We start from the raw sequence: 26274 nt of genomic DNA on the forward strand, positions 1-26274 counted from the left end.
ATATTGCTTTTTTATAGCAAATTCACCTATATAAGGAACAATAGATTAGAAAACCGATGGTTCGCGAATGACACCGATTATGATGATTAAAACGGATTAATGATAATAAAATCCGTCTTCATCCGCTCAATTGGCGTCATTTGCGAACCATCGGTCTTTATAAAATGAGAATGGAGAGTTTATACCAACTCTGTCATTATTTTCATTAGTAAGCGTGTCCGTCGTCTTTCAATTCCTTCTCGGTTATCTTCTTCTTATCGATCGCCCTCCATGCATAGAAGATATAGGCAAGAACAAAAGGTACAAGAATGGAAACGTATGCCATTACTTTCAGTGTGAATTGGCTGGAACAACTGTTTGCCAATGTAAGCGAACTTTGCAAGTCGGCAGTAGACGGATAGTAAGCGGTATTGTTATACCCTGCGCAAAGCAGCAATGCCAGTACCGTCAATATCGTTCCAATACCTGCAAACCAGATACCTTTTATATAAGTCTTACCGAATAAAGTACGGATAATGCCATATAGCACCAACACCACTCCTATCAGGAATACGCCGAGCACCACCGGTATCTCGATGAAATTCATCAGATATTTGTAGGGCTGCATAAAGATTTCTTTTGTCTCCGGATTTACGGCAAAACCATCGGCAACCAACGTACGAATAACGAATGAGAGGAAAAAGACTAAAAACAGAATCGTATTGCCCCGCAGAGCACGACGGCATTTCCTGTTCAGCTCTTCATCTTTGATATTATTCAGGAAATAAAGAATACCCAAAATGCGTGCAAGAAAGAATACAGCCAAACCTAACACTACATTCCAAGGGTTCAACAAGGCTTCCAAACCATGCCACGGACTTGCCCAACTACTGATAACAGGCATAAATTCATTTGCCATATTGGCTTTATTTACATAGAACCCCGAACCGGTAAAGAATGTTGCCACTGCACCTCCCAACAATACCGGGCCCAGCACTCCGTTGATAACGAGAAATGTCTGATAAGTCTTCTTGCCAAGCAGATTGCCCGCTTTCGACTGAAATTCATAACTTACTGCCTGAAGCACAAAACTGAAAAGAATAATCATCCATAACCAATAAGCTCCGCCGAAACTGGTACTGTAGAACAATGGAAAAGACGCGAAGAAAGCACCTCCGAAGGTGACGAGCGTGGTAAATGTAAATTCCCACTTTCTTCCGGTGGAATTGACCATCAAGGAGCGTTGCTCGTCCGTTTTACCCAAGCAGAACAACAAGGAATTGCCTCCCTGTACAAATAAAAGAAAAACTAATATAGCCCCCAGCAAAGAGACCAAAAACCACCAATATTGCTGTAAGAAAATATATGTTGCATCCATATCATCTATAATTTAAGGGATTAATGATTTGTGTGTTCCGATTGAGGGCCTTTCTTTATTTCACGAAGCATAATACCGATTTCGGCAATCAGCATAATCGTAAAGAGTGCAAGGAAGATAAAAAAGGTTGTTTGTACAGAGCCGACACTCAGTTTGGAGATAGCGGCGGAAGTAGGCAGCATATCCTGTATGGCCCACGGCTGACGTCCGGTTTCGGCAACAATCCAACCTGCTTGTCCGGCTAGGTATCCGAACGGGATAGTCCACAAAGCAACGTATTGCATCCACCTCATTTTCGACAAGTCTTTCTTATATACAAAGAACAGTACCACAAGGAAGAAAAGTATAAAGTAACCTCCCAAAATCACCATCACACGGAAAGCATAGAAATTCAAAGGCACATTGGGAACCAGTTCGTTCACATCTTTAATATAGCCGTAACCGAAGTATTTCACATTATCCTGCAACGTCCGGTAAGCAGTTTCAGCAGTGACTTCATCTTTTTCTTTCTTTGCATTGCGGTAATCACTCAATGCCTGTATAGCGATCTTTCCTTTTTCTATTTTCTCTTCGGCAGAAAGGGCTTTCGTTCCATCCGCCATTTCATATCCTCCCTCGATAATCTCTTTGATGCCGGGCACGTAGCCATCCAGCGAACGGGTGGCGAGAAGAGAAAGCAGACTGGGTATTTCCACTCGAAAAGCAAACGGTTCTTTACCGTCATTATATGTTTCTTTATCAGGATTGAGTACTCCTACTCCCACAATTCCCACACTGTTGCCTCCTTCATAGAGTCCCTCTACTGCAGCAAGTTTCATCGGCTGCGTCTTGGCTACCTGATAACCGGATGAATCACCCGACCATAAAGATAGTAAAGAGGCCACCAAACCTACGATTCCTGCTATTTTAATACTTGACAAAGCAAATTCCCTATTACGTTTCTTCAATAGGAACCAGCAGCTTACGCCCACTACAAACACAGCTCCCAATACCCATCCGCTCAACACGGAATGGAAGAATTTAACTACCGCCATCGGTGAAGTGGCCACTGCCATAAAATCCACCATTTCATTACGTACCGTATCCGGATTGAACTCCATGCCTACAGGATACTGCATCCAGGCATTGGCAACAAGAATCCACCAGGCAGAGATTGTAGCACCAATGCCCGTAAGCCATGTAGATGCCAAGTGAAAACGTTTGCTTACTTTGTTCCACCCGAAGAACATCACAGCGATGAACGTAGCTTCCATGAAGAAAGCCAATATACCCTCGATGGCAAGCGGAGCACCGAATATGTCACCCACAAACCATGAATAGTTACTCCAGTTGGTTCCGAACTCAAATTCCAGAATCAATCCGGTAGCTACACCTACCGCGAAATTTATACCAAACAGTTTCATCCAGAACTGGGCGGTCTGTTTCCAAAACTCCTTGCCTGTACGTACATACAGCGTTTCCATAATTGCCATGATAACGGCAAGCCCCAGAGTGAGCGGGACAAAAATCCAATGATAAATGGCAGTAAGTGCAAATTGCGCTCTCGACCAGTCAATCAATGAAGCATCAATGTTTTCAATCATACGTATATTATTTTAAGTTTTAAATGATCTCGATGTTTTTTAAATTCATCTTGATGTTTTTATTCAATCACCCTGATGATTTTAAAAAACATCAGGATGAATTTGAATCTACTCCATACCCCTCTCTATTAACTCTGTTGCCACATACTCCTGCTTCCCTTCTTCCGTCCCTTTCTGATTCAAAACATTCGGGAAGAAAAAGAGCCGCAAAATAAAAAACATAATAAAAAGCTTAATGAGAATAATTGCCCAAAGTGTCTTGCCTAACGTCATCTGACGAAAGCCCTCCACATAAAAACGGTAGATACGAACAGGTAAACTACTTTTCATCTTATTAGTTTTTCATATTTGTAACGAGTACAAATTAAAAGTATTTATAGATAAAAACAAAATAATTGTCGATAAAAATTTAACGAACATATATATATATTGTATAATAACACACACAAACCTATTTTTGTTGAAAATACCAACAAAATTAGGATTATGAAGAAAAAGCCTTTATTGATAGCGATGATAATAGTTTGTTCCTTTCAAAAAGCTGTTGCACAAGACGGTATCTCTACCCGAGTATGGGATTTGGCTTCGTGCATAGACTACGCTCTGGAACAAAACATCCAAATTAAAAAAGACAAGATAGTTATGGAAGAGAGCATGATCGATACCAAAACGGCAAAAGCGGCACTCTTCCCGGATCTTTCATTCTCAACCAGCCACAATGTAGTGAACCGACCTTACAGCGAGCAGAGTTCTATCATCGACGGTTCTAACGTAATCAGTACGAGCCACAAAACCAATTACAACGGTAATTACGGACTGAATGCATCATGGACGCTCTACAACGGAAGTAAGCGTCTGAACACCATCGAACAAGAGAAGTTGAACAACCGTATCGCCAAACTGGACGTAGCTACATCTGAAAACAGTATTCAGGAGTCTATCACGCAGACTTACGTGCAGATTCTCTATGCTGCCGAAGCTGTAAAGGTGAACGAGAATACGCTAAAGGTATCCGAAGCACAACGTGACCGTGGTAAAGAGCTGTTGGCGGCAGGGAGTATCGCCAAGAGTGACCTGGCTCAGTTGGAAGCTCAGTGCAGCACGGATAAGTATCAATTAGTCACGGCTCAGGCTACCCTTCAGGACTACAAGCTACAACTGAAACAGCTTCTCGAACTAGATGGCGAGGAAGAAATGCAATTGACACTCCCTCAACTGGTGGATGCTGATGTACTTTCACCGTTACCCGGCAAAAGCGAAGTTTATAAATCCGCATTGGTACTGCGACCTGAAATAGAGGCAAGCCGACTAAGTGTGGAGACTTCAAAACTGGATATTGACATTGCCCGTTCCGGTTATCGCCCAAATATCAGTTTGAGTGCGGGAATCGGTACAAACCATACAACGGGAAGTGATTTTACCTTCAGCGAGCAAGTCAAGAATGGATGGAACAACTCTATCGGGGTTACTTTGAGTGTACCTATTTTCAACAATCGTCAGACAAAGAGTTCTATTCAGAAGGCTAAATTGCAACAGCAAAGCAGTCAGCTTGAATTGCAGAACCAACAGAAAATATTGTTCAAAACGATTGAAGGACTATGGTTGGATGCAAACAGCGCACAGCAACAATATGCTGCTGCCACCGAGAAGCTACGCAGTACGCAGACTAGCTTTGACCTTGTGAGCGAACAGTTTAACCTAGGAATGAAGAATACCGTAGATCTGCTCACGGAGAAAAATAATTTACTGTCGGCGCAGCAAGAGCAGTTACAAGCTAAATACATGGTAATACTCAACGCCAAACTGCTTCACTTCTATGCCGGAGACGAAATTAATTTGTAAAATAGTAAACAAGCAACAATATGAAAACAAAAAAAATCATCTTCATTGGTTTAGCCGTGATTGTGGTGGTCGGTGGAGGTATATGGTTCTTCAGAGGTTCTAAAGCCAAGCACAAAATTACCTATGTGACAGCGACCGTAGGCAAAGCCGACATCTCCAATTCCGTGACCGCCACCGGAACAATCGAACCGGTAACAGAAGTAGAAGTAGGTACGCAGGTATCCGGTATCATCGACAAGATATACGTGGATTATAATTCTGTAGTGACAAAGGGTGAACTTATCGCAGAAATGGATAAAGCAACTTTGCAGAGTGAGCTGGCATCGGCTAAAGCCACATACGACGGCAACAAGGCGGAATATGAATATCAACAAAAGAATTATGAACGCAGTAAAGGACTTCATGAGAAAACCCTGATCAGCGATACCGATTACGAACAGGCTTTATACAACTACGAGAAGGCGAAGAGTGCATTCGATAGCAGCAAAGCTGCATTGGCAAAGGCGGAACGAAATCTCTCATACGCTACTATCACCTCCCCGATTGACGGAGTAGTCATCAGTCGTGATGTGGAAGAGGGACAGACGGTAGCTTCCGGTTTCGAGACGCCTACACTCTTTACCATTGCCGCCGACCTGACCCAGATGCAAGTGGTTGCCGACGTGGATGAAGCAGATATAGGCGGTGTGGAGGAAGGACAACGCGTTACCTTCACAGTCGATGCTTATCCGAACGATACGTTTGAAGGAAATGTTACTCAGATCCGTTTGGGAAGTACTTCTAGCAGCAGTAGCAGCAGCACAACGAGCGAGAGCGTAGTTACCTATGAAGTAGTAATTTCTGCACAAAATCCTGAACTGAAACTTAAACCTCGCCTGACGGCAAATGTAACCATTTATATATTGGATAAAAAGGATGTTCTCGGCGTTCCGTCCAAAGCATTACGCTTCACTCCGGAAGAACCGTTGATCGGTAAAGAAGACATAGTCAAAGACTGCAAGGGTGAAAACAAATTATGGACTCGGGAAGGTAATACCTTTACGGCTCATCCTGTAGAGATCGGAATCAACAACGGTACGGTTACTGAAATAATCAGTGGCATTGCCGAAGGGACAAAAGTAATTACAGAGGCTAGCATCGGCATACCGGAAGGAGAAATGCCGGACATGCAGTCAGGTAATGAAAATACGGAAAAGAGCCCGTTTATGCCGAGCCATCCGGGAAGTAACAAGAAAAAGAAATAAAATGGGCAAGAAAGTAATTGAATTACAAAATATAAAACGGGACTTTCAGGTGGGAGAAGAAACGGTACGTGCCTTACGAGGTATCTCTTTCACCATCGACGAAGGTGAATTCGTTACGATTATGGGTACATCCGGTTCGGGGAAGTCTACGCTGCTGAATACATTAGGTTGTCTGGATACCCCTACCAGCGGTGAATACCTGCTCGACGGAATTTCCGTACGTACCATGAGCAAGTCCGCCCGGGCCATATTGCGCAACCGCAAGATAGGGTTTGTATTTCAGAATTACAACCTGCTGCCTAAGACAACTGCCGTAGAGAATGTAGAGCTACCATTAATGTATAATCCGAGCGTCAGTGCATCCGAACGACGCAAACGTGCTATCGAGGCTCTACAAGCGGTAAGTTTGGGTGACAGACTGGAACATAAATCCAACCAGATGTCCGGCGGACAGATGCAACGTGTAGCGATTGCCCGTGCATTGGTCAACAACCCGGCAGTAATATTGGCAGACGAAGCAACCGGAAACCTTGATACATGTACGTCATTCGAGATATTGGTACTGTTCCAAAAGCTGCACGCAGAGGGACGTACCATTATCTTCGTGACGCACAATCCGGAGATATCGCAATATAGCAGTCGTACCATCCGCCTGCGTGACGGACACGTGATGGAAGATGTGACCAACGATCATATTCTTTCTGCCACTGACGCACTTGCCGCATTACCTAAAAATGACGAAGATTAAAGAAAACCATAAATATGAACGGAACAAACTTATTTAAAATAGCACTCCGGGCGTTGGCTAATAATAAATTACGTGCTTTCCTCACCATGCTGGGTATCATTATCGGTGTGGCTTCGGTTATCACAATGCTTGCCATCGGACAAGGTTCCAAGAAGAGCATACAAACGCAAATTGCCGAGATGGGTTCCAATATGATTATGATACATCCGGGAGGTGATATGCGTGGAGGAGTTCGCAGAGATGCTTCGGAGATGCAAACGCTCAAATTGGAGAATTATGAGAAGTTGCGTGATGAAAGCAATTTCCTTGCCGCCATCAGTCCCAATGTATCTTCATCCGGACAATTTGTTTCCGGAAACAATAATTACCCTTCTTCCGTCAACGGTGTAGGACTGGAATATCTTGAGATACGCCAATTAAAGGTGGAGAGCGGAAGTATGTTCACTGCGGCAGACATTCAAAGTTCCGCCAAAGTATGTATAATCGGTAAAACCATTGCAGATAATTTGTTCCCCGATGGTAGCGACCCGATAGGTAAAGTGATTCGTTTCAACAAAATCCCTTTCCGGGTAATAGGAGTACTCAAATCGAAAGGTTACAATTCAATGGGGCAGGATCAGGATGATGTAGTCCTCGCTCCTTATACCACTGTCATGAAACGTTTGCTTGCCGTGACCTACCTGCAAGGCATTTTCGCCTCTGCTCTTTCTGAGGACATGACAGACTATGCCACGGATGAGATCACCACCATCCTCCGACGGGAACACAAACTGAAAGATACGGACGAGGACGATTTCACCATCCGCAGTCAGCAGGAACTAAGCACGATGCTTAACTCCACTACCGATCTCATGACCACCCTACTGGCGTGTATAGCCGGCATATCCTTGATAGTAGGCGGTATAGGTATTATGAACATTATGTATGTCAGCGTCACCGAACGTACCCGCGAGATAGGTTTGCGTATGAGTGTCGGTGCAAGAGGCGTGGATATTCTATCGCAATTCCTGATTGAAGCTATCATGATTAGCATTACCGGAGGTATCATCGGTGTCATTATCGGATGCGGTGCCAGCTGGGTAGTCAAGAGTATAGCGCATTGGCCTATTTATATCCAGCCATGGAGCGTATTCTTATCCTTCGCCGTATGTACGGTTACAGGAGTATTCTTTGGATGGTATCCGGCAAAGAAAGCTGCCGATCTTGATCCGATAGAAGCTATTAGATATGAATAGTTGAGAATTCTAAAATTAAATAACTAAATTTGTATCCATGAAAACAAGCGTCAGAAGCCGTCGTTCTATTTATCTGCTTATACATATTATCGTATGGGCACTGTTCTTGTTCTTTCCCATCCTCATGGATTGGGGAAGCAGTACGCTCAACTGGTCGGAATACTTGAGACGCCTGCCTGTGCCACTATCGTTTATGGCGATCTTTTATCTCAATTACCTTTACCTGATAGATAAATACTTGTTTCGTAAACAGCAGACCAGAACTTTCATCTTACTGAATGCAGTCATTATTATTGCCATCTGCGGAGGTATTCATATCAAGAATGAAGCTCACAGACGGCAGGAACAGCAGCAAACGTCTGCTTTCATGCAGCCCAAAGAAAAACAGAAGCCTCGTATACCTCATGAATTTCGTGAACGGGAAAAAGAGCCTTATTTCCATGCACGTATGGTTGCTTTGTTTATCTTACGGGATATGCTTTCGCTGATACTTACCGTCGGTCTTGCCGTATCCATCAAGATGACAAGGCGTTGGTATGAAGCCGAAGCATCCCGGAGAGAATTGGAAAAGAGCAAGACGGAAGCGGAATTGAAGAATCTGAAAAATCAGTTGAATCCTCATTTCTTACTCAATACGCTGAACAATATTTATGCTCTTATCGCTTTTGATACGGACAAAGCCCAAAAAGCGGTACAAGAACTGAGTAAATTACTTCGTTATGTGCTTTATGAGAATCAGGAAATATACGTACCTCTTTCACGGGAGGCTGAATTTATCCGCAATTACATCGAATTGATGAAAATACGTTTGAACGATAATGTCACGGTCAAGTCTTCTTTTAATCTTATCACAGGCAGTAATACGATGATAGCCCCGTTGATTTTTATTTCTCTCATAGAGAATGCCTTTAAACATGGGACGTCTGCCACTGAACCGAGTTTTATAGACATTACATTGGAGGAACGGAAAGAAGGTACGGTCATTTGCCGTATCGTCAACAGTTACCATCCGAAATCCGATGCGGACAAAAGCGGAAGCGGTATCGGACTGGAACAAGTACGCAAACGCCTGGAACTGCTCTATGCCGGACAGTATATCTGGCAACGTGATGTGTCGGCCGACAATCAAACGTATGAATCAATGCTTGTTATCTCCACTCAAAAAATTATAGAATCATGAAACTCACTTGCGCAATAGTAGACGACGAACCCTTTGCTTTAGGATTATTGGAAAGTTACGTAAAGAAGACTCCTTTCCTTGAATTGGTTGGAAAATATTCCAGTGCCGTGCAGGCGATGAAAGAGTTGTCGGATAAGGAAATAAATCTCTTATTTCTCGATATACAAATGCCGGAGCTCAATGGTATGGAGTTCTCCAGAATGGTAGACAAACGTACACGCATTATCTTTACCACTGCTTTCAGCCAGTATGCCGTAGACGGATACCGTGTTAATGCGCTCGATTATTTATTAAAGCCTATCAGTTATGCAGACTTTCTGGAAGCAGCCAACAAGGCTTTGCAATGGTTCGGACTGACACGTACACCAAATGCCGGTTCATCTGAAGAAGTCACTACACCATCTGCACAAGAAAATGAAATAGACAGTATCTACGTCAAAAGCGACTACAAGCTGATACAGATAAAAATAGATAATATTCTCTATATCGAAGGTTTAAAAGATTACCTCAAGATATATGCAGAAGACCAACCAAAGCCCGTCTTGAGCCTGATGAGCCTGAAATCCATGGAGGAACTGCTTCCTGCCAATCATTTCATGCGGGTACACCGTTCTTTCATCGTGCACAAGGATAAAATAAAGGTAATAGACCGCAACCGGATTGTTTTCGGTAAAGTATATATCCCTATCAGTGACAGTTACAAGAAAGAATTTCAGGAATATTTGAATAAGAGAAGCCTCTGACCGACTTGTATCCAACAGTATAAGGCTGTTTTTCATTTTTTCTGTAAAAGTTATCGTTTCTGAAAATAAATCGTAACTTTGTATGCGATAATCAGATAAACTATTTCTATTTTACAGAAATTACTACTATATGAAAAACAAAAAGATTCTCGCATTACTAACTATTCTGGTATGCTTTTCCTGCTCAATAAGATTACACGCTGTTGATAATTCGTTTTTGGTCAAGAATATGAAAGTCGAATATGCCGAAACCCCATTGGGCATCGATGTAGAGCAACCCCGTTTCAGTTGGCAAATGGAATCCTCCAACCATGAAAGAGGAAATTCACAGTCGGCCTTTCAGATTACTGTTTCCGATGAAAAAGGCCAATTGGTATGGGATAGCGGAAAGACAAAGAGTGACCTTTCATTAAACATCGAATATAGCGGTGCTCCTCTGCAACCCACTACCCGTTATTCATGGACAGTAAATATCTGGAACCAAAATGAAGAGCAATTTTCAGGTACGTCTTGGTTTGAAACCGGATTGATGAGTCGTGACCATGCCTATCAAGGTTGGAGTAATGCAAAATGGATTGGCGGAGGAGACGAAGATCTGCTATTATATTCCCCTTATTTTCCTGTTTTCAAATTAAGTTTCTCGCTACGGTTGGACGAGGCATCCCAAAGTACCCGTGCAGGTTTCATCTACGGAGCCAATGACGAACGCTTGATGCACAAGTATAAAAATCTGTATCATCTGGAAAACAAAAAAGACGAATCCTATATTAAAGTAGAACTGGATATTGCTCCACTGGCTTCGGGCAAAGAAGCGATGCTGAATGTCTACCGGGTAGGATACCATCCGGAAGATAAAAAAGACATTCCTTATAAAAGTTTCGCCGTCTCTCCCACTTTGATTAATAAGGATAACCGATATTCCTCTCATCAGATAAGCCTTCGTTCTGTTTATGGAATAACACGAATCTACATAGATAATGCTGAAAAAGAAACCGCTTGGCTCAATATGAATCCTTTGGGAGAAGGTGGTGATTTCATTACTTTTCCGGTTTTGGCAGATGTTGGCTTTAGCCTTCCTGCCGGGCAAACGGCTTCTTTCTCCAAAGTGGAAATAGCCAATCATAGAAGCCCTTCTAATGTGATAGCTATCATCAAAGATAGGGATTACCGGGTAAACGGCGGTACTACGGGATTTACTGAAATTTTTGCTTTGCCGGAGAAGTCCGCACCGATGCTTAGAACGGTTTTCACATCTTCCGACACAAAGCTAACGAAAGCACGTCTATACGTCACCGCACGGGGAATCTATGAAGTTTACCTGAACGGTAAACGAATAGGAAACGATTACTTCAACCCCGGATTAACTCAGTATAATAAGACACATTTATACCAGACGTTTGATGTTACAGATTATATCCATTCCGGCAACAATGCGCTCGGGGCTTTACTGTCGGAAGGTTGGTGGAGCGGCAGTTCTACCTACTCCGGAGATAACTGGAACTTTTTCGGAGACCGCCAATCTCTGTTGGCGAAACTGGTTATCACTTATGCGGATGGAAAGGAAAAGGTTATTGTTACCGATCCGGCTACTTGGACCTACTTTAATAAAGGACCTATCGTCTACGGCAGCTTCTTTCAGGGAGAAGTGTATGATGCTTCAAAAGAAGCCGAAACAGAAGGTTGGAGCACAGCTTCCTATCATGCGGCAAATTGGAAAAAAGCTTATGAAGTTCCTTTGGAAGGAAATATAAGTACGTCAGGAGATGCGAATATGCCACACGTAAATGATTATTCTAATTTTACACTTACAGGACAATTCGGTTCAACCGTGAAAGCCGTCAACGAACTAACAGCTGTTTCTGTGGAAGAAGTTCGTCCCGGAGTATTTGTCTATGATATGGGGCAAAACATGGCAGGAGTACCGAAGATTATCTTGTCGGGCATGAAACCGGGAACAAAGATAAACTTGCGTTTCGCTGAAGTAAAATACCCTGATCTACCGGAATATGCAGGAAATACAGGTATGATCATGCTTGAGAATATCCGTGGTGCCATGGCCCAAGATATTTACATCACCAAAGGCGGTCAGGAAACGATTCTTCCCCGTTTCACTTATCATGGCTACCGTTTCGTGGAGATAACGGGCATTGACAAGCCACTGCCGGTAGAAGCGGTGAAAGGAGTCGTACTTAGTTCTATTCATGGATGGTCTTCCCATTATGAAACTTCCAACTCCAAAGTAAATAAATTATGGGAGAACATCACATGGTCTTCTTGCGCCAATTTCATGTCTATCCCTACGGATTGTCCTCAACGTAACGAACGTTTGGGATGGGCAGGAGATATTTCCGTCTTTTCACGTACGGCAACATATTTGTCTGACGTTCCACAATTTCTAAGAAGATACCTGCGGTCAATGCGCGATATACAGCGTGCAGACGGACGCTTTCCCGACATTGCTCCATTAGGAGGAGGATTCGGTGGCGTACTATGGGGAAGTGCCGGAATTACAGTGCCGTGGGAATGTTACCAACAGTATGGAGACAAAGCTATGTTGGAAGAACACTATGACGCCATGAAGCGATATATTTCCTATATCCTAAAAGAAACCATCGACCCGGCCACTAATTTATTGGTACAATATAGAGTATGGGGAGACTTGGGCGACTGGCTCGGACTGGAAGATGAGAAAAATGATAAATCGCTGTTATGGGAAGCATATTTCATCCATGATTTGGAACTGATGAATAAAATGGCAATGGCTCTCGGTAAAACAAAGGATGCTGAGTGGTTCAAGAAGTTGCATGACGAAAGAAAAGCTTTCTTCAACAATACTTATATACAACCGGAAACAGGGAAAACCATTTGCTCTGCTTTTATGCCGGAAAAGGAAGGTAAGTTGATAGATATACAGACCTCTTATGTTCTTCCGTTAGTATTCAATATTATCAATGAGACGAATAAAGGTAAAGCAATAGCCAATCTGGTGGAAACAATCACTAGAGAGAATACAACGGATCAAGGTAGACTGTGTCCGCCCTACTCATTGATGACCGGCTTTATAGGAACCGCATGGGTAAGTAAGGTCCTGTCTGACAACGGTCATCCCGAACTGGCTTATAAGTTACTGCAACAGACCAGCTATCCGTCATGGCTGTATTCTGTGGAACAGGGAGCCACAACTATTTGGGAACGATTGAACTCTTACACACATACCGACGGATTCGGAGGAAACAACCACATGAATTCCTTCAATCACTATTCTTTCGGAGCCGTAGGGGCTTGGATGTACAACCATTCTTTAGGAATACAACGGGATGAGAACAGTCCAGCTTTCAAACATTTCATACTGAAGCCGGAAGTTGACCCTACTGGAGAAATGACGTATGCAAAAGGTTACTATGACTCCATGTACGGACGCATAGAAAGTAGTTGGAGCGTAAAAGACGGAATTTTCCGTTATACCTTCACCATACCTTGCAATACCACCGCTCTACTTTATCTGCCGGCTGCATCAGCAAAAGATGTCCGGGAGAATGGAAAGGAGATAAAGAAAAGCGTGGGAATAACATTTGCCGGTGAAAAAGACGGCAATATACTATTAAACCTTCAATCCGGTAATTACTCTTTTGAAGTAAAAAGATAAACCATAGTCCCGCACTTATAGCAACATTACTCTTGCACTGAGCAAATCAATAATTTTCGACCGTAACACATTGGGATTAATCGGTTTTGCAGCGTATCCGTCAAATCCATGACTAAGGATACGTTGTTCATCCGATGCATAAGCATAAGCTGTGACCGCAAGAATAGGGACTTCCGCCGATATTTTGCGTATTTCAGCAGTAGCTTCGTATCCGTCCATTACAGGCATATTCACATCCATCAATACAATATTCGGCTTGTGCGTCTTGAACAATTCCACGGCTTCTTCCCCATTCCATGCATGGAGAATATGATAATCCTTCTTGAGAATTGTTTCGAACAATTTGAAATTACTTATATTGTCTTCGGCAATAAGGATTGAAATCTGGTCTTTCGCCAAAGTTTGAAGTGTGTATTCCTGAACACTTTTTTTATTCAGTTCGGCTGGGATATTCCGTATTGTAAACCAGAATGTAGCACCTTTACCCGGTTCGGATTCCACTCCGATATCTCCACCCATTCGGTTTACAATGGTTTTACAAATAGGCAAACCTAATCCGGTGCCCTGTGCAAAACTGTTTAACTTAACGAAACGCGTGAAAACATCGGCTTGTTTCTCCGGTGCAATACCACATCCGGTATCGGTAACCCGGAAACGAAGCAAACCGTCTTTTTGCAATGAATATCCAATCGTAATGCCACCCTCTTCGGTAAATTTGATAGAATTAGTAATCAAATTAATAAGTAATTGGTTCAAACGGTTGCGGTCTGCCAAGATATTACACTCAAGAAGCCTTTCTTCAAATGTAATCGCCAAATTCTTTGATTCAGCCCGTGATTGCAACGAAAGAATTGTTTCCTCAATCAAAGTATTTACATCTACAGGAGCATCGACAAATTCCAGCGTACCGGCTTCAATCTTTGATAAATCAAGAATATCACCAATAAGCTGAAGCAGCAGTTCGTTATTATTCTCAATAATCTTAACAAACTCCTCACGTTCCTCGGTTTCATCTGTCGAACTAAGCAGATTGGCAAAACCTACAATAGCATTCAGAGGCGTACGTATTTCATGGCTCATATTGGCCAAGAATGCTGATTTTAGTCGATTTGATTCCTCGGCTTTATCGCGTGCATTAATAAGATCCTGTTCCATCTTCTTACGTTGTGTAATAACCAGTGAAGAGCCAACCAAGGTAAGCGGTTTACCATCTTCATCCCGTTTCTCTACAACTGCCTGTGCTTCCACCCAATCTATTTTGTATCCGGTTTCATCGTGTGATATGACGCGATACTCTTCGCGCACTTTATCCGAACGTCCCTCTATCAGATCGTTATAAGCTCCAAGAACCCGTTCCTTATCTTCCTTATATATCTTGGAAAAATATTGCATATCCGGAACTGACAATTTGTCTTCATCAACATTACGCCCTGTTTCACTCAGTTCTACCGGACGATTTACATCGCAAAGAATCTTATGTTCGCGTAAATTCCAATTCCACGGTACAATATTGGCTACATCAAGCGCCATCGCCAGTTTATGATTCGTGTCATCTATTTTCTGCTGAGCATGGTGCAATTCTGTAGCATCTACGTAATAGGCATCTACATAACCATCTTTCATGGCAGGAGTTACTACAATATTCTGATAGGAATTCGATTCGGAAAAATACTGTGTATAGGTAATGGCTTTCTTTTCTGTATCCGCCAACTCAGCCAGACGCAAGGATACATTTAAATCCGCACCGAAAAGTTCACTTGCCTGATAACAGTCCGATTCGACACCTTGAGCGAAATTCATTATAAAACGCCCGTTCGTTTGGCATATTTCCATATCGATAATCTCTCCCGAAGAACTACGCAATAGTTTTGCCTTCATATAGCCAACCGGCATATTATCAAAAAGATTAGCCAATTCACGACTGATTTCAAACTGTCGCTGCTGCGCTTCATTCAGAGTTTTCAACGTACGGATACGATGAAACAGGAAAGCGAATATCAGCAATGCTACAATCAAAACTCCGCCGAAAATAATTGGAGCTTTATGCCGTTGGTAAAAAGTAGGCCGGTCTAAAAAGACGCTATTGGACGGACATTGATTTATTGAAAAACCTTTCAATAGCAACGAAGGATAATTAAAAGTAGGAATCGCTTCCGTAGGAATAAAGAATGGAATTTCCCGGGCAGGAGTATTTGCTAATACAGATAAGATAGTTTGTTGCAAATGCGTTTCAAAAACCTTACTATCGAAAAAACAACCACCGATCATACTGCTATTCTTCATAACAGCACTTTTCAATGCAAAGACCGGAACGGAAAGATTGGCAATTACACGGTATGAATTGGCATTGAGTATGGTACTTCCTGCAATATCGGATAACCAAGTCCATGAAGAAAAAAGCACTCCGGTAGAATCAACATCAATTGTTTCCAGTTGTGACATCAGTTCTTCTAAAGATATATCCATCGCTGAAAGAAAACGATATTTAAGATGGGGATATTTCTGTGCCATCAAACGCTCCATATCATAATTAAGTTGCTGATTCATATAACGGCCGTCACCAATAAGTAACACTTCTTCCATAGCGGGAATCATCCGTTGTAACAAGTCTACATTGTCCAGAGGAAACATTTTTGTTTGCAAAACGGTCAGATTATACTTATCCGCAAGCGTAGAAAGCGGCACACGCTCTTCAAGACGAATCGGATATCTTTTAATATAAGCCATATCAGAACCGAAATAATCCTCCTCCGCACACAAAACCAAAGGTACATCTCCCCAACGGTTCCGGAGTTCATCCTTTAATAATAAAGACGGATTACCCAATAATAATATAGCTTTCGGAGCTTTAGCGGAATATTTATCCAAAACAGCATGCTTTAACATATCGAATTGTACCGTATCGTTTATGATTAGCATATTTAGATGTTCAACAAAGGTAGCAACACCACGTTCGTTGGAAAGTAATTTTTGAACCGGTTCAATGATTGCATTGCTCCACGGTGCATCCGAAGTATAGGTATTGATGATTAACAAATAGTCCTTTTTAATATTTAAAGTCTGATTATCATGAGCCTGTGCCATCAGTGTAAATACAACACTGGCAATCAGAAGCAAGCTCCACTGTCGCAGGGTGGAAGTCCTGTAATAGATGTTCAATTTCATGTTTGTATCAATAATTGGTGCAAACTTAGGAATTTAATTGCAAATCATAACTGTTATTCAGCTAAAATTAATCTTTTAAATTCCCAATAGATAGTTTAAAGCTCAACTATTTATAATTTTCAAAATAATTCGGAAAGAATCGGGGGAATTGCTCATCATATTCGACTCTTAACCTCATTTTATTTTCTATCTTTGCTACCGGATAAATTTCAGACAAAACTGTTTCGATATGAAAAACATTCTTCTCTCCGTCCTTTTCTTTACCGGTACTATTTCCATCTACGCACAGATAGCGGACAGTTACCGGGAGCTACCCAACCCGGTACAGACAGACCTTACGCAATGGGATAAAGTGAATACACCGAAAGTCAGCTGGGGAAGCACGGATGTACGCTATAAGAAAGAAGTGCCCCCAAGCGTCGATATAATGAAAAACCTCACGCTGTCCGCTTGGAAAGGAGAACGGGTATGTGCACAGTTCGTCATTTGGAGTAGTGAGGAAATCAAGGAACTGAATTTCTCTGCTGGGGAGTTACGTAACGGAGAAGAAAGCATCGGAAAAGAGCATCTGACCACTGCTTTTGTTCGCTATGTCATGACGGACGAGCTGAATAAGGACGGAAACGGGGGATGCGGACAACGCCCCGACCCTACTAAATTCGATTCCACCTTGGTGGCAGACCCGATAGACCATATCACCCCGTCGCTACTCATTCCCTCCCACTCCACTCAAGGAGGATGGGTCAGTATCCATATCCCCAGTCAGGTGAAAGCCGGAGCTTACCGGGGAACCATTCTGGTAAAAGACGGGGAAAAGGTTATATCCACACTTGGAATAACGGTGAATGTCGGTCAACGAACCCTTCCACCTCCTTCCGAATGGGCTTTTCATCTGGACTTATGGCAGAATCCTTATGCCGTTGCCCGGTATTATCAGGTCACCCCGTGGAGCAAAGAACACTTTGACTATATGCGTCCTCACATGAAGCTCTATGCAGATGCGGGAGGGAAGTCCATTACCGCTTCCATCATGCACAAGCCGTGGAACGGACAGACGTATGACTATTTTGAAAGCATGGTAACGTGGATAAAGAAAGCCGACGGCACATGGATGTTCGATTACACGGTATTCGACAAATGGGTAGAATTTATGATGGAAATGGGCATCAGAAAACAGATCAACTGCTATTCTATGGTACCTTGGAAACTCTCCTTCCGGTATTTCGACCAAGCTACCAACTCATTGCAGTCTGTCAGTACACAGCCCGGAGAGGCCGTATATGAAGATATGTGGCTTGCCATGCTCCGATCATTCGCCGCCCACCTCAAACAAAAAGGATGGTTCGGCATTACCTATATATCCATGGACGAGCGTCCTATGGAAACGATGCTGAAAACGTTGGAAATCATCCGTAAGGCGGACAAGGATTTCAAGGTTTCCCTTGCCGGAGCCTACCATAAAGAGTTGGTCTATGAGCTGGACGACTATTGCGTAGCTCTCCGCATGAAATATCCCGAAGACGTGAAACGGCAACGAAAACAGGCAGGCAAAGTCACTACTTTCTATACCAGTTGCGAAGAAGCACGCCCTAATACATTTTCTTTCTCCCCTCCTGCCGAAACCGAATGGTTTGCATGGTATAGTGCAAAAGAGGGATTGGACGGCTATCTCCGTTGGGCACTAAACAGTTGGGTAAAACATCCGCTGCAAGACAGCCGATTCCACACATGGGCGGCCGGAGATACCTACCTGATTTATCCCGGAGGAAGAAGTTCCCTGCGTTTCGAGCATCTGATCGACGGAATACAAGCATACGAAAAGATACGGTTGCTCAAAAAGGAATATGCCGAAAAGGGAGACAAACGCAAGTTGGACAAAATAGACAAAGCATTACAGCTATTTGACGAAACCACCCTGAAAGAAGTTCCGGCTGCCAAAGCTATCGGAAAGGCAAAACGAATGCTGAATAATTTTGAATGAGAGTGTCAAAAGCCAACCTTTTCTTTCGTCACATTCCAAACAAACAGCGTGTTTCCGATGACATACCTCCGCCACATACGTCTGGGCTCCATCAATAAGCGGTAGAGCCACTCCAAACTATGCTTCTGCCACCATAGAGGGGCACGCTTCACCGTACCGGCATAGAAATCGAACACCGCACCTATCGTGCCGATATGCCCCTTTACATCCAGCTCCGGCAGGTGACTGTAAGCCCATTTTTCCTGTTTGGGAGCCGTCATACCTATCCATAGTAAATCCGGTTGCGCCTCGTTTACGGCACGTATCATGGCTTGATTCTCCTCCGCTGTAAATTCCGGTTTATAAGGAGGCGAATAGGTTATTATTTTAATATTCGGATAATCCTTCTCCGCACGTCGGCGTATCAGTTCAAGTACCTTATCGCTACTTCCCAGAAAGAAGCACGTACCTCCCTTGGCATTCAGTTTATCCATTTCGAAAGCAAACAAATCCGCTCCCGCAATGCGTTCCATCCGTTCGCCTCGCAACCATTTCAGCGCCATCACGATACTTGCCCCGTCAGGAATCAGGACATCCCCTTTCTTCAATGCCTCCGCAAAGGCAGCATCCTTACGCGCGGTATTATAAGAATGTGCGTTAATCGTATTTATAAGTAATTTTGTATCCGGAAGAGACGATAAATCTTCTCTGAATTTCAGAAGTTTTATCTCCTTTAATCTTATCATAATCTTATTATCTAATCCTTAACAAAGATACGGCTTATTCCCGACATATACCGTCATACATCGGGAATATTTTGAATTGTGCGGCATTTGTGACACTTGTGACACCTACTTTTAAACCCTATATATACATAGTAATAATATAGTGATACATGTATATATACCTATTATATATATACTATATAGGGTTAAGAAACAGGTGTCACAAGTGTCACAAATGCCGCACTTTAATATTTTGTGTGACAGCGTGACGCTGTGACAGTGGTTTTATTAGTATTATATGTACTATAATATAAGAAATACATATATTAACTTATACATTATATAAATACAATAGTATATATAATAGTCCGAAAGTACGTGTCACGTCGTCACACTGTCACGCTTTTCATTTCAAACATCCCGATGTTTTTTAAAAACAACCTGATGTTTGTTCGCAATCATCCTTATGTTTTTTAAAAACATCGAGGTGATTTTTTTGTGTTTATAATAGATATGGATAGGAGAAAATGAGGGTTGATTTATGGAAGGAATGGGAAGTGGAGGAGTTGGAGAGGGTGATTTTATCCTACTATTTATCTTTTTTAGAAATACAATCATTCAAGATTGTCACCAGCCTTTCCTCAAACGATTCTAATGTAAACTCTTTTAAAAAACGCTCTTTTCCGGCTTTCCCCATTGCTGTACAGAGGTCGGGATGCTCTATCAGATAGATCAATTTATCGGTCAGAGCTTTTTCATCCTTTTTATCAATCAGAAATCCGGTCACATCATCAATAATAATATCAGGTATTCCACCTTCACGTGTACTTATACAAGCAAGACCTTGTTGCATAGCTTCAAGAATCACCAACGGAAAGCATTCGTTATGATAATAAGTAGGAAATACAAAAACATCGGCTCTCTCAAAGAAAGAATCTTTTTCACTCCCATACTTAGCACCATGAGCAAACACCATATCCTCCAAACCTTTCTGAACAAGGTAAGTATGAAATATGTCTTCCGTTATATCGCTCCATTTACCTACAAAATGACATTCAAAATGATAAGAATGCTGTTTAAGTAGCTGACAAGCATCCACTAAAGTCCATACACCCTTTTCTTCCATCATATTCGATAGAAAAAGGATATTAAAAGAATGATTCATGTTTTGTTTATTGTTCGGGAATACCGTTCGGGCAGATCATGATATTATCTCGTGAAACGTATTTCTTGATGTCGTTATAAAGAGACTCAGCAAGTAAAATAACTTTTAGATTCCGAAAGAATAATCTATATAGCAAGTTATCAATTACTTTATCTTGTCGAGCGGTCACCCCTTTATTGTGGTAGTGAACAACTACTTTGAATTTCATTAATTTTAGCATCTGCACAATGATAAAGTCCTTGTAAAAAGCTCCACCTCGTGCATTAGGAGTAACATATACCAATTGCGGTTTCAGTCTTTTCACTTCCTTACGGATTGTATTCAACAGATTTACGAATTGTCTTATTTTCCGCAGTCCTATCTTACCTATATCCGTCAGGTCTCTGGCTGTCGTAAGGTTGATATAGTGGCAGTCAAATGCTTCGTTTATCACATTGCTATCGTGAATGTATTTCCCCATCATCGCTGCACCGTGAACAGGGGGAGGCATGTGGAGAATGAAAAGAATGGAAGAGTTCATATATAATAGAATAGTATTTACTATTATTAAATGAGCAATCAATCAAGCCATTTAATGTATGATTTCTTTTTTCTGAAATAGAAATTCAATAAAAAACGAGGAGCTATATTTTTTATTGGCTGTATCAGTCCGACAGTACAGTGCAAAACAATCTTTCTTATCCAATAATGTTTTCGTTTATCAATACCTAATATCTCATCTCGTTCGAAAGCTATTATTAACGGATTATTTTCACTCAATCCTTCTTTAGCGTCATATATAGATACAATAAAGGGTTCATAATGAAATTTACATCCTGTCATGCGCATCCAGTAAAAGAAGTCGTAGTCAGCTAGTATTTTATATTTAAGATTGAAAGGATGATATTCTAAAAGGCTTTTCTTTACAATCACAGATTGATGTATAAAAGGCATTATTGGATTTCTATTTATTTCTTCATTATCATGAAGAATTCCTTTCCCTTCATAAAATTCCATTAAAGTATTCCCATAATAAGCATCAGCACTAGTTTTCTCTATTATTTTTTCAAAATTGCTGATAACATTCTCGTTATAAAATTTATCTCCCCCATTCATGAATAGAATAAAGTCACCGTGAGCGTTGTTTATTCCTTTGTTCATGGCATCATATACTCCTTTATCTTTCTCTGAAATGATAATAACTCGATTGGCAGGAAATTTATATTTTTCAATTAGAGATTTAACCGTATTGATTGTCGAATCTGTTGAATCACCATCAATAAGTAAAAATTCAAATGTTTCATCTTTTTGTTGAAATATGGAGCTGACAGTCTCACCTATTATGTTTTCTGCATTTTTGCAGATTGTTATTACACTAATCATAGTCTAGTATTTATAAAATCAACAGATTATGAAAATAATTTTATATTATGATTATCTATAAAATTTTGTTTTTAATAATTCTTTTGCAGCATTCTCTGGAGAAAGAATTCTTTTAACATATTTAAAATTGAAAACTTCTGATTTTCTATTTTCAATAAGTTTTTCAATAGTCTTAATCATCTCATTAGTATCCTTAATGAGAAAACCAAAGTTCCCACAAAGACTAAACAAATAATCTATATAATCATTGTGTAAAGAAATAATAGGACGTTCACAATCGATAGTATCAAAAATAGAACCACTCGCTGTATACTTATATCCATCTTTTGGTAACAAATAAACTGTATAATCCAATTGTCTGATTTGATTATACATTTCTTCTCGTGATACATAATTATTATTCATCCCTTCAGGAATTACTATTCCTGCTTCATTAATACATTCATGAGAATTCGGTAAATATCCTATAACCCTAAATTCTACATGTTGATTACCTTTAAAATGATGAGCCAACTTAAAGAAATCTATTGAGCCTTTTGACTCTCTTAAAATTCCTACCATACCGATAATCAATTTATTACTTTCTTTTTGATCTACCAATGGAAATGAATTAAAAATAGCAGTATGATCAAAACTTATCAATTTTTCTTTTACTTGTTGACTGACTACTTTTTCAACATTTTTTTTTATACTTTCTCCCAATACTGCAAAATATAGGTTTTTGGCAATGTTTATGTTAGTACGGGTGAATAAAGTCATACTCTTTCTAAATATCCATTTTGTTCGCCTTTTTAATTCTAGGTCTTGCATTTCACCATGACAAACTAAAAGAGTTTTTTTCCCTGATAATTTAACAGACCAATTTATAGGATATAATGACATAGCTGTATTATAGTTAATAATAATATCAATGTCTTTATGAGAAGTCAGAATGTAGTATACGTTTGTAATTGTTGCTATTATTTGCATAAACAGTCTTCCGATACTTTTTCTATTCCAAGTTGGAAGAATTATTTTTTTATAATGAATGTTATCAGGCAAGCCCTTTAGTAAATTCAGAATATTTTGTTGCGAAGATTTTGCTGCTCTATATTCAATTGCATCGTATATCAATGAAAACATTTTTAGTGATGAAGCATTAAACATTTCATGAGCATTCTCAGTTGAATAAGTATCAATATAAATCGCTCTTTTCATACTCTTTCTAATTCTTGTTTTATATATCCCCAATAGGAAAGTGTAGTACTATTTGTATCGTTATATTTTACTTTCCAAGATAACTTGAATAAATAAGTGTTTTGAATTAATTCATTCCATATTAAATGGTTAAATGAATCGTTTATAATTGGTGCTAAACCATGAATATTTATATTGTTAATACATAATTGGTCAATCCTATTTCTAACTTCAGAATATGTAATATACCCTAGATATATAATGTAGTCCATCAGAAAATAGTCGATAAAACGATTTTCATTTTTTATATATTCAAAGAGAAGGGTTCTGGTGAATGCAAATACAATACCTCCTTTTTGACTACCAAGAAAAAAATTACTCCATCGGCATTGTGTAATAAATAAGGTATCGGCTTCAAATCGACACGAATAAAAGGAAGATTTAAATAATTCTTCTGGAAGATTACTTATGGCCAATAGTGTGGAATCCATCCATACGCCACCATGTTCATAGAGTAAGCATGTGCGAAGAATATCTGCAAAATGAGCATTTCCAATTTCTCCCTTATGATATTTATCAATCACATAATCAGGAAGAGTGATGTACTCTTGATAATTATTTAAAGAGATAATAATAACAGGATGCCCATTCGCATGACATTTTAAAGCTTTTAGGCAAGTCCGAACCGTTAACGGCATATTGTCTTCTCCCTGTAACCAGCAAAACCATATTGCCCCGTTAAAGTCTGATGGAGATTCTTGCTCAAAGTGAAAATTATAAATCATTTCTCTGTAATTGCTCGTAAGATAACGAAGTACCTTAGCATGTTTCCTTTGCATTAACCATCTTGATATGTCTTTGGGGAAGTACCCCAAGAATGGCCAGATGAAACTGCTTATTGCAATGGTAAAGCCAAATTCTCTGTTATCTTTCCAACCATTGACGAAACGAAGAATGAGTTTTTCAACTTTATTCATTGATAGAATCCGATTTTAATGGAGAACATATAAATATCAACATTTTCAGTTTTTCCAGATTGGAATAATAGGAACTTAAAAATATAGGTGCGTTGAATATAAATATCAATCTAAAGATAAAATACTTGATATAAGAATATCTCTTTCTCATAAAAAGAAAGTAACTTGTAAAGAACATACGTCTATTCTTATAAGAATATTTTTTCCCTGTTTCTTTGGTCGAAATACATTCTAGGTGTACAATCTGAGGCCCTGGAACAATTTTTGCCTTATAGCCTACTTTATGATAACGGTATTGCATTTCTGATTCCTCATAGTACATGAAGAAATCCGGATCGAACATTCCTAATCGTTCAATGATTGAACGGCGTATACATATATCGGCTCCCATCACATAACCGACTTCTATACTTCTGGTTGTATCAAACTCTTTAGATGACTTTTTAGACTTTAGACCCAAACATCGGAGATAAAGATGAACCGTTGATTTTATAGCTTGATTTAAAGTGGGTATATCACCGTAGGAATTATTTAAATTACCATCCGGTGACAATAGCCAACTACCTATACATGCCACATCATCCGGCTGTTTATCGAAATTATCAACGAATAATTTTACAGCATTATTTTTAAGAATTGTATCTGAATTTAATAATAGAATATATTTTCCTGAAGAATAGTTGTATCCTAAATTATTGGCTTTTCCAAAGCCTAGATTCACCGTATTCTTCACATACTTGATATTGGGATATGCAGACAATATTTTTTCACTTTCATCAGTGGAAGCGTTATCTACGATGATGACTTCAAACTCGACATCATGTGTTTGTTCGAAGATACTATCCAAACATTGTTTGGTTATTTGTGCCGTATTGTAATTAACAATAATGACTGATATATCCATAAGCTAATTTTTACTATCGGTTAGTCGCTGATAGTCGTACACATTCACTTTTTCTCTAAGTGCCGTATAATACATTATTAAATAAAAGTACATGGCAAAAAGGACGCCACCACCGGTAGTCAACTGTAGAAAGCCATGAATAGTAGGAATTAAGATAATCCAGCAAGCATAATATTTCAGATAGGCAGGCACTTTGTTATTCCATATAGCTTTGACAGAATAATAAAGCAGAAAACTCACAGGAACAATACCATAATAAAAATATGTTCCCAACCAACCGATATCGCTGATATAAGTTCCCCGTGAGAACTGCGCCTGAAGCATCATTTCTAAGTAATACCCGCTTTTTGACCAGACTCCATTACCTAAAAGTACGGATATGAAGTCGTTTTTCATTTCAACCAGGTAGAGAGATAAGGCTTGCCATCTGTTGTAATTTTCGTCTTCCAATTGAAGTTGTGTTTCATTAACTAATGAACTGTAAATGGTATTCAGGAAAGGTAAAATACCGACTAATGCTATAACAGCCAATGTAATGAATAACATTTTCTTTTGGGTTTTCATCATTACCATGCCTATACAATAGAAAGGTAGTGTGCCGATAATTGTACTACGATTTTGTACAAGTATGATGTAAAGCATAAAGGCAGAGGCTTCTATTATGTCTTTCATAGTCGGACGATGAAACAGTTTCCCTGTTTTATAGTAAAGATAGATGATAGCAGAATTAAATCCCGGAGCAGCAAAACCAATATCTGTCGATGCGTTTGCTTTACGGCTTTCCAGCATTTCTTTTATCGCTTCAGGTGTTAAGAAAAACTGAGGAAAAACCAGACTGACAATGTAACCGGCTAAACTCACGTATGCGCATATTTTTATAGAGTAAAGAAAATCTTTATCCGAAGGTATTATTCTAAGAAATACCGGAAGAAACAAAATGGCATAGTTGAAACGCTGAGAGAAAAAAGTGTCTACTAGCGATTGACCATAATGATAGTATGGAACAAGCATTGAAAGCAACATAATGCAGACTATGACCCAAGCTACACTTTGATGTTTGCGATTATTCAAACTGTTGGTTGGAGATGCAGGAAAATAAAACCACCCTACAATTCCCCATAACATTGTCAATACAAAACTGACATTCCTTGTAAGAAATGATGCAGTAAAGATATTGGAAAGTAAACCAAACGCGAGAATAAAAAGGATTAGAATGTATGCTTTTTTAGACATGATTGATCAACTGAAGATAAATATAATCT

Annotated in this window: 20 protein-coding genes; 8 read left to right on the forward strand and 12 right to left on the reverse strand. The window is 40.2% G+C overall.

All coding sequences use genetic code 11. The features are described 5' to 3' along the window. Window positions 1–205 precede the first annotated feature (205 nt). From cydB to DXB63_RS07850, 3 genes are all read right to left on the reverse strand, one after another. Window positions 206–1357: a cytochrome d ubiquinol oxidase subunit II gene (gene cydB, locus DXB63_RS07840; protein WP_122125846.1), complete on the reverse strand. Its 1152-nt coding sequence runs from the start codon at window positions 1355–1357 to the stop codon at window positions 206–208. A gap of 20 nt (window positions 1358–1377) precedes the next feature. Beyond that, entirely contained in the window at window positions 1378–2940 is a 1563-nt protein-coding gene (locus DXB63_RS07845; protein ID WP_122125847.1) for a cytochrome ubiquinol oxidase subunit I, read from the reverse strand. A gap of 108 nt (window positions 2941–3048) precedes the next feature. Beyond that, window positions 3049–3270, reverse strand: a complete 222-nt coding sequence (locus tag DXB63_RS07850; protein ID WP_122125848.1) for a DUF4492 domain-containing protein — start codon at window positions 3268–3270, stop codon at window positions 3049–3051. 183 nt (window positions 3271–3453) lie between these two features. On the opposite strand from DXB63_RS07850, the gene DXB63_RS07855 reads away from it, so the two are divergent. The 7 genes from DXB63_RS07855 to DXB63_RS07885 all read left to right on the forward strand — a co-directional run bounded on the left by DXB63_RS07855 (window position 3454) and on the right by DXB63_RS07885 (window position 13578). After that, window positions 3454–4782: a TolC family protein gene (locus DXB63_RS07855; RefSeq protein WP_233522824.1), complete on the forward strand. Its 1329-nt coding sequence runs from the start codon at window positions 3454–3456 to the stop codon at window positions 4780–4782. A gap of 20 nt (window positions 4783–4802) precedes the next feature. Further along, entirely contained in the window at window positions 4803–6026 is a 1224-nt protein-coding gene (locus DXB63_RS07860; RefSeq protein WP_122125850.1) for an efflux RND transporter periplasmic adaptor subunit, read from the forward strand. A gap of 1 nt (window position 6027) precedes the next feature. After that, window positions 6028–6774, forward strand: coding sequence for an ABC transporter ATP-binding protein (locus DXB63_RS07865; RefSeq protein ID WP_122125851.1), 747 nt, complete (start codon window positions 6028–6030; stop codon window positions 6772–6774). A gap of 14 nt (window positions 6775–6788) precedes the next feature. Further along, the gene (locus DXB63_RS07870; RefSeq protein ID WP_122125852.1) at window positions 6789–8009 is read left to right on the forward strand and encodes an ABC transporter permease; all 1221 of its coding nucleotides are present in this window, start codon (window positions 6789–6791) and stop codon (window positions 8007–8009) included. 37 nt (window positions 8010–8046) lie between these two features. Further along, a complete protein-coding gene (locus DXB63_RS07875) occupies window positions 8047–9189 on the forward strand; it encodes a sensor histidine kinase (RefSeq protein WP_122125853.1) in 1143 nt (380 codons plus the stop codon). Further along, complete coding sequence (locus DXB63_RS07880; RefSeq protein WP_122125854.1) at window positions 9186–9932, forward strand: LytTR family DNA-binding domain-containing protein; 747 nt, start codon at window positions 9186–9188, stop codon at window positions 9930–9932. The genes DXB63_RS07875 and DXB63_RS07880 overlap by 4 nt, the downstream gene beginning before the upstream one ends. A gap of 130 nt (window positions 9933–10062) precedes the next feature. After that, window positions 10063–13578: a family 78 glycoside hydrolase catalytic domain gene (locus DXB63_RS07885; protein ID WP_122125855.1), complete on the forward strand. Its 3516-nt coding sequence runs from the start codon at window positions 10063–10065 to the stop codon at window positions 13576–13578. Window positions 13579–13593: 15 nt separating this feature from the next. Here DXB63_RS07885 and DXB63_RS07890 read toward each other — a convergent pair whose 3' ends face one another. After that, window positions 13594–16743, reverse strand: a complete 3150-nt coding sequence (locus tag DXB63_RS07890; RefSeq protein ID WP_122125856.1) for an ATP-binding protein — start codon at window positions 16741–16743, stop codon at window positions 13594–13596. A 229-nt stretch (window positions 16744–16972) separates the two neighbouring features. Here DXB63_RS07890 and DXB63_RS07895 point away from each other — a divergent pair, with 229 nt between their 5' ends. Further along, window positions 16973–18724, forward strand: coding sequence for a DUF4091 domain-containing protein (locus tag DXB63_RS07895; protein WP_122125857.1), 1752 nt, complete (start codon window positions 16973–16975; stop codon window positions 18722–18724). A gap of 5 nt (window positions 18725–18729) precedes the next feature. Here DXB63_RS07895 and DXB63_RS07900 read toward each other — a convergent pair whose 3' ends face one another. The 8 genes from DXB63_RS07900 to DXB63_RS07930 all read right to left on the reverse strand — a co-directional run bounded on the left by DXB63_RS07900 (window position 18730) and on the right by DXB63_RS07930 (window position 26245). Further along, window positions 18730–19449: a WecB/TagA/CpsF family glycosyltransferase gene (locus DXB63_RS07900; protein WP_122125858.1), complete on the reverse strand. Its 720-nt coding sequence runs from the start codon at window positions 19447–19449 to the stop codon at window positions 18730–18732. Between the two features lie 568 nt (window positions 19450–20017). Next, entirely contained in the window at window positions 20018–20557 is a 540-nt protein-coding gene (locus DXB63_RS18395) for a glycosyltransferase family 4 protein (RefSeq protein WP_369869586.1), read from the reverse strand. Between the two features lie 43 nt (window positions 20558–20600). Next, window positions 20601–21113: a hypothetical protein gene (locus DXB63_RS18400; protein WP_369869587.1), complete on the reverse strand. Its 513-nt coding sequence runs from the start codon at window positions 21111–21113 to the stop codon at window positions 20601–20603. A gap of 38 nt (window positions 21114–21151) precedes the next feature. Continuing rightward, complete coding sequence (locus DXB63_RS07910; RefSeq protein WP_122125859.1) at window positions 21152–21955, reverse strand: glycosyltransferase; 804 nt, start codon at window positions 21953–21955, stop codon at window positions 21152–21154. A 51-nt stretch (window positions 21956–22006) separates the two neighbouring features. Then, window positions 22007–23152, reverse strand: coding sequence for a hypothetical protein (locus DXB63_RS07915; protein WP_122125860.1), 1146 nt, complete (start codon window positions 23150–23152; stop codon window positions 22007–22009). Next, window positions 23149–24108 (reverse strand): capsular polysaccharide synthesis protein, encoded by a 960-nt coding sequence (locus DXB63_RS07920; protein ID WP_122125861.1) that lies wholly within the window; start codon window positions 24106–24108, stop codon window positions 23149–23151. The genes DXB63_RS07915 and DXB63_RS07920 overlap by 4 nt, the downstream gene beginning before the upstream one ends. After that, window positions 24101–25012, reverse strand: a complete 912-nt coding sequence (locus tag DXB63_RS07925; RefSeq protein ID WP_122125862.1) for a glycosyltransferase family 2 protein — start codon at window positions 25010–25012, stop codon at window positions 24101–24103. Before DXB63_RS07925 ends, DXB63_RS07920 begins: the two co-directional genes overlap by 8 nt. Window positions 25013–25015: 3 nt before the next feature. Next, window positions 25016–26245 (reverse strand): hypothetical protein, encoded by a 1230-nt coding sequence (locus DXB63_RS07930; RefSeq protein ID WP_122348196.1) that lies wholly within the window; start codon window positions 26243–26245, stop codon window positions 25016–25018. Between the last annotated feature and the right edge of the window lie 29 nt (window positions 26246–26274).

The sequence above is a fragment of the Bacteroides sp. OM05-12 genome (assembly GCF_003438995.1).
In the GTDB taxonomy this organism is placed as follows: Bacteria; Bacteroidota; Bacteroidia; order Bacteroidales; family Bacteroidaceae; genus Bacteroides.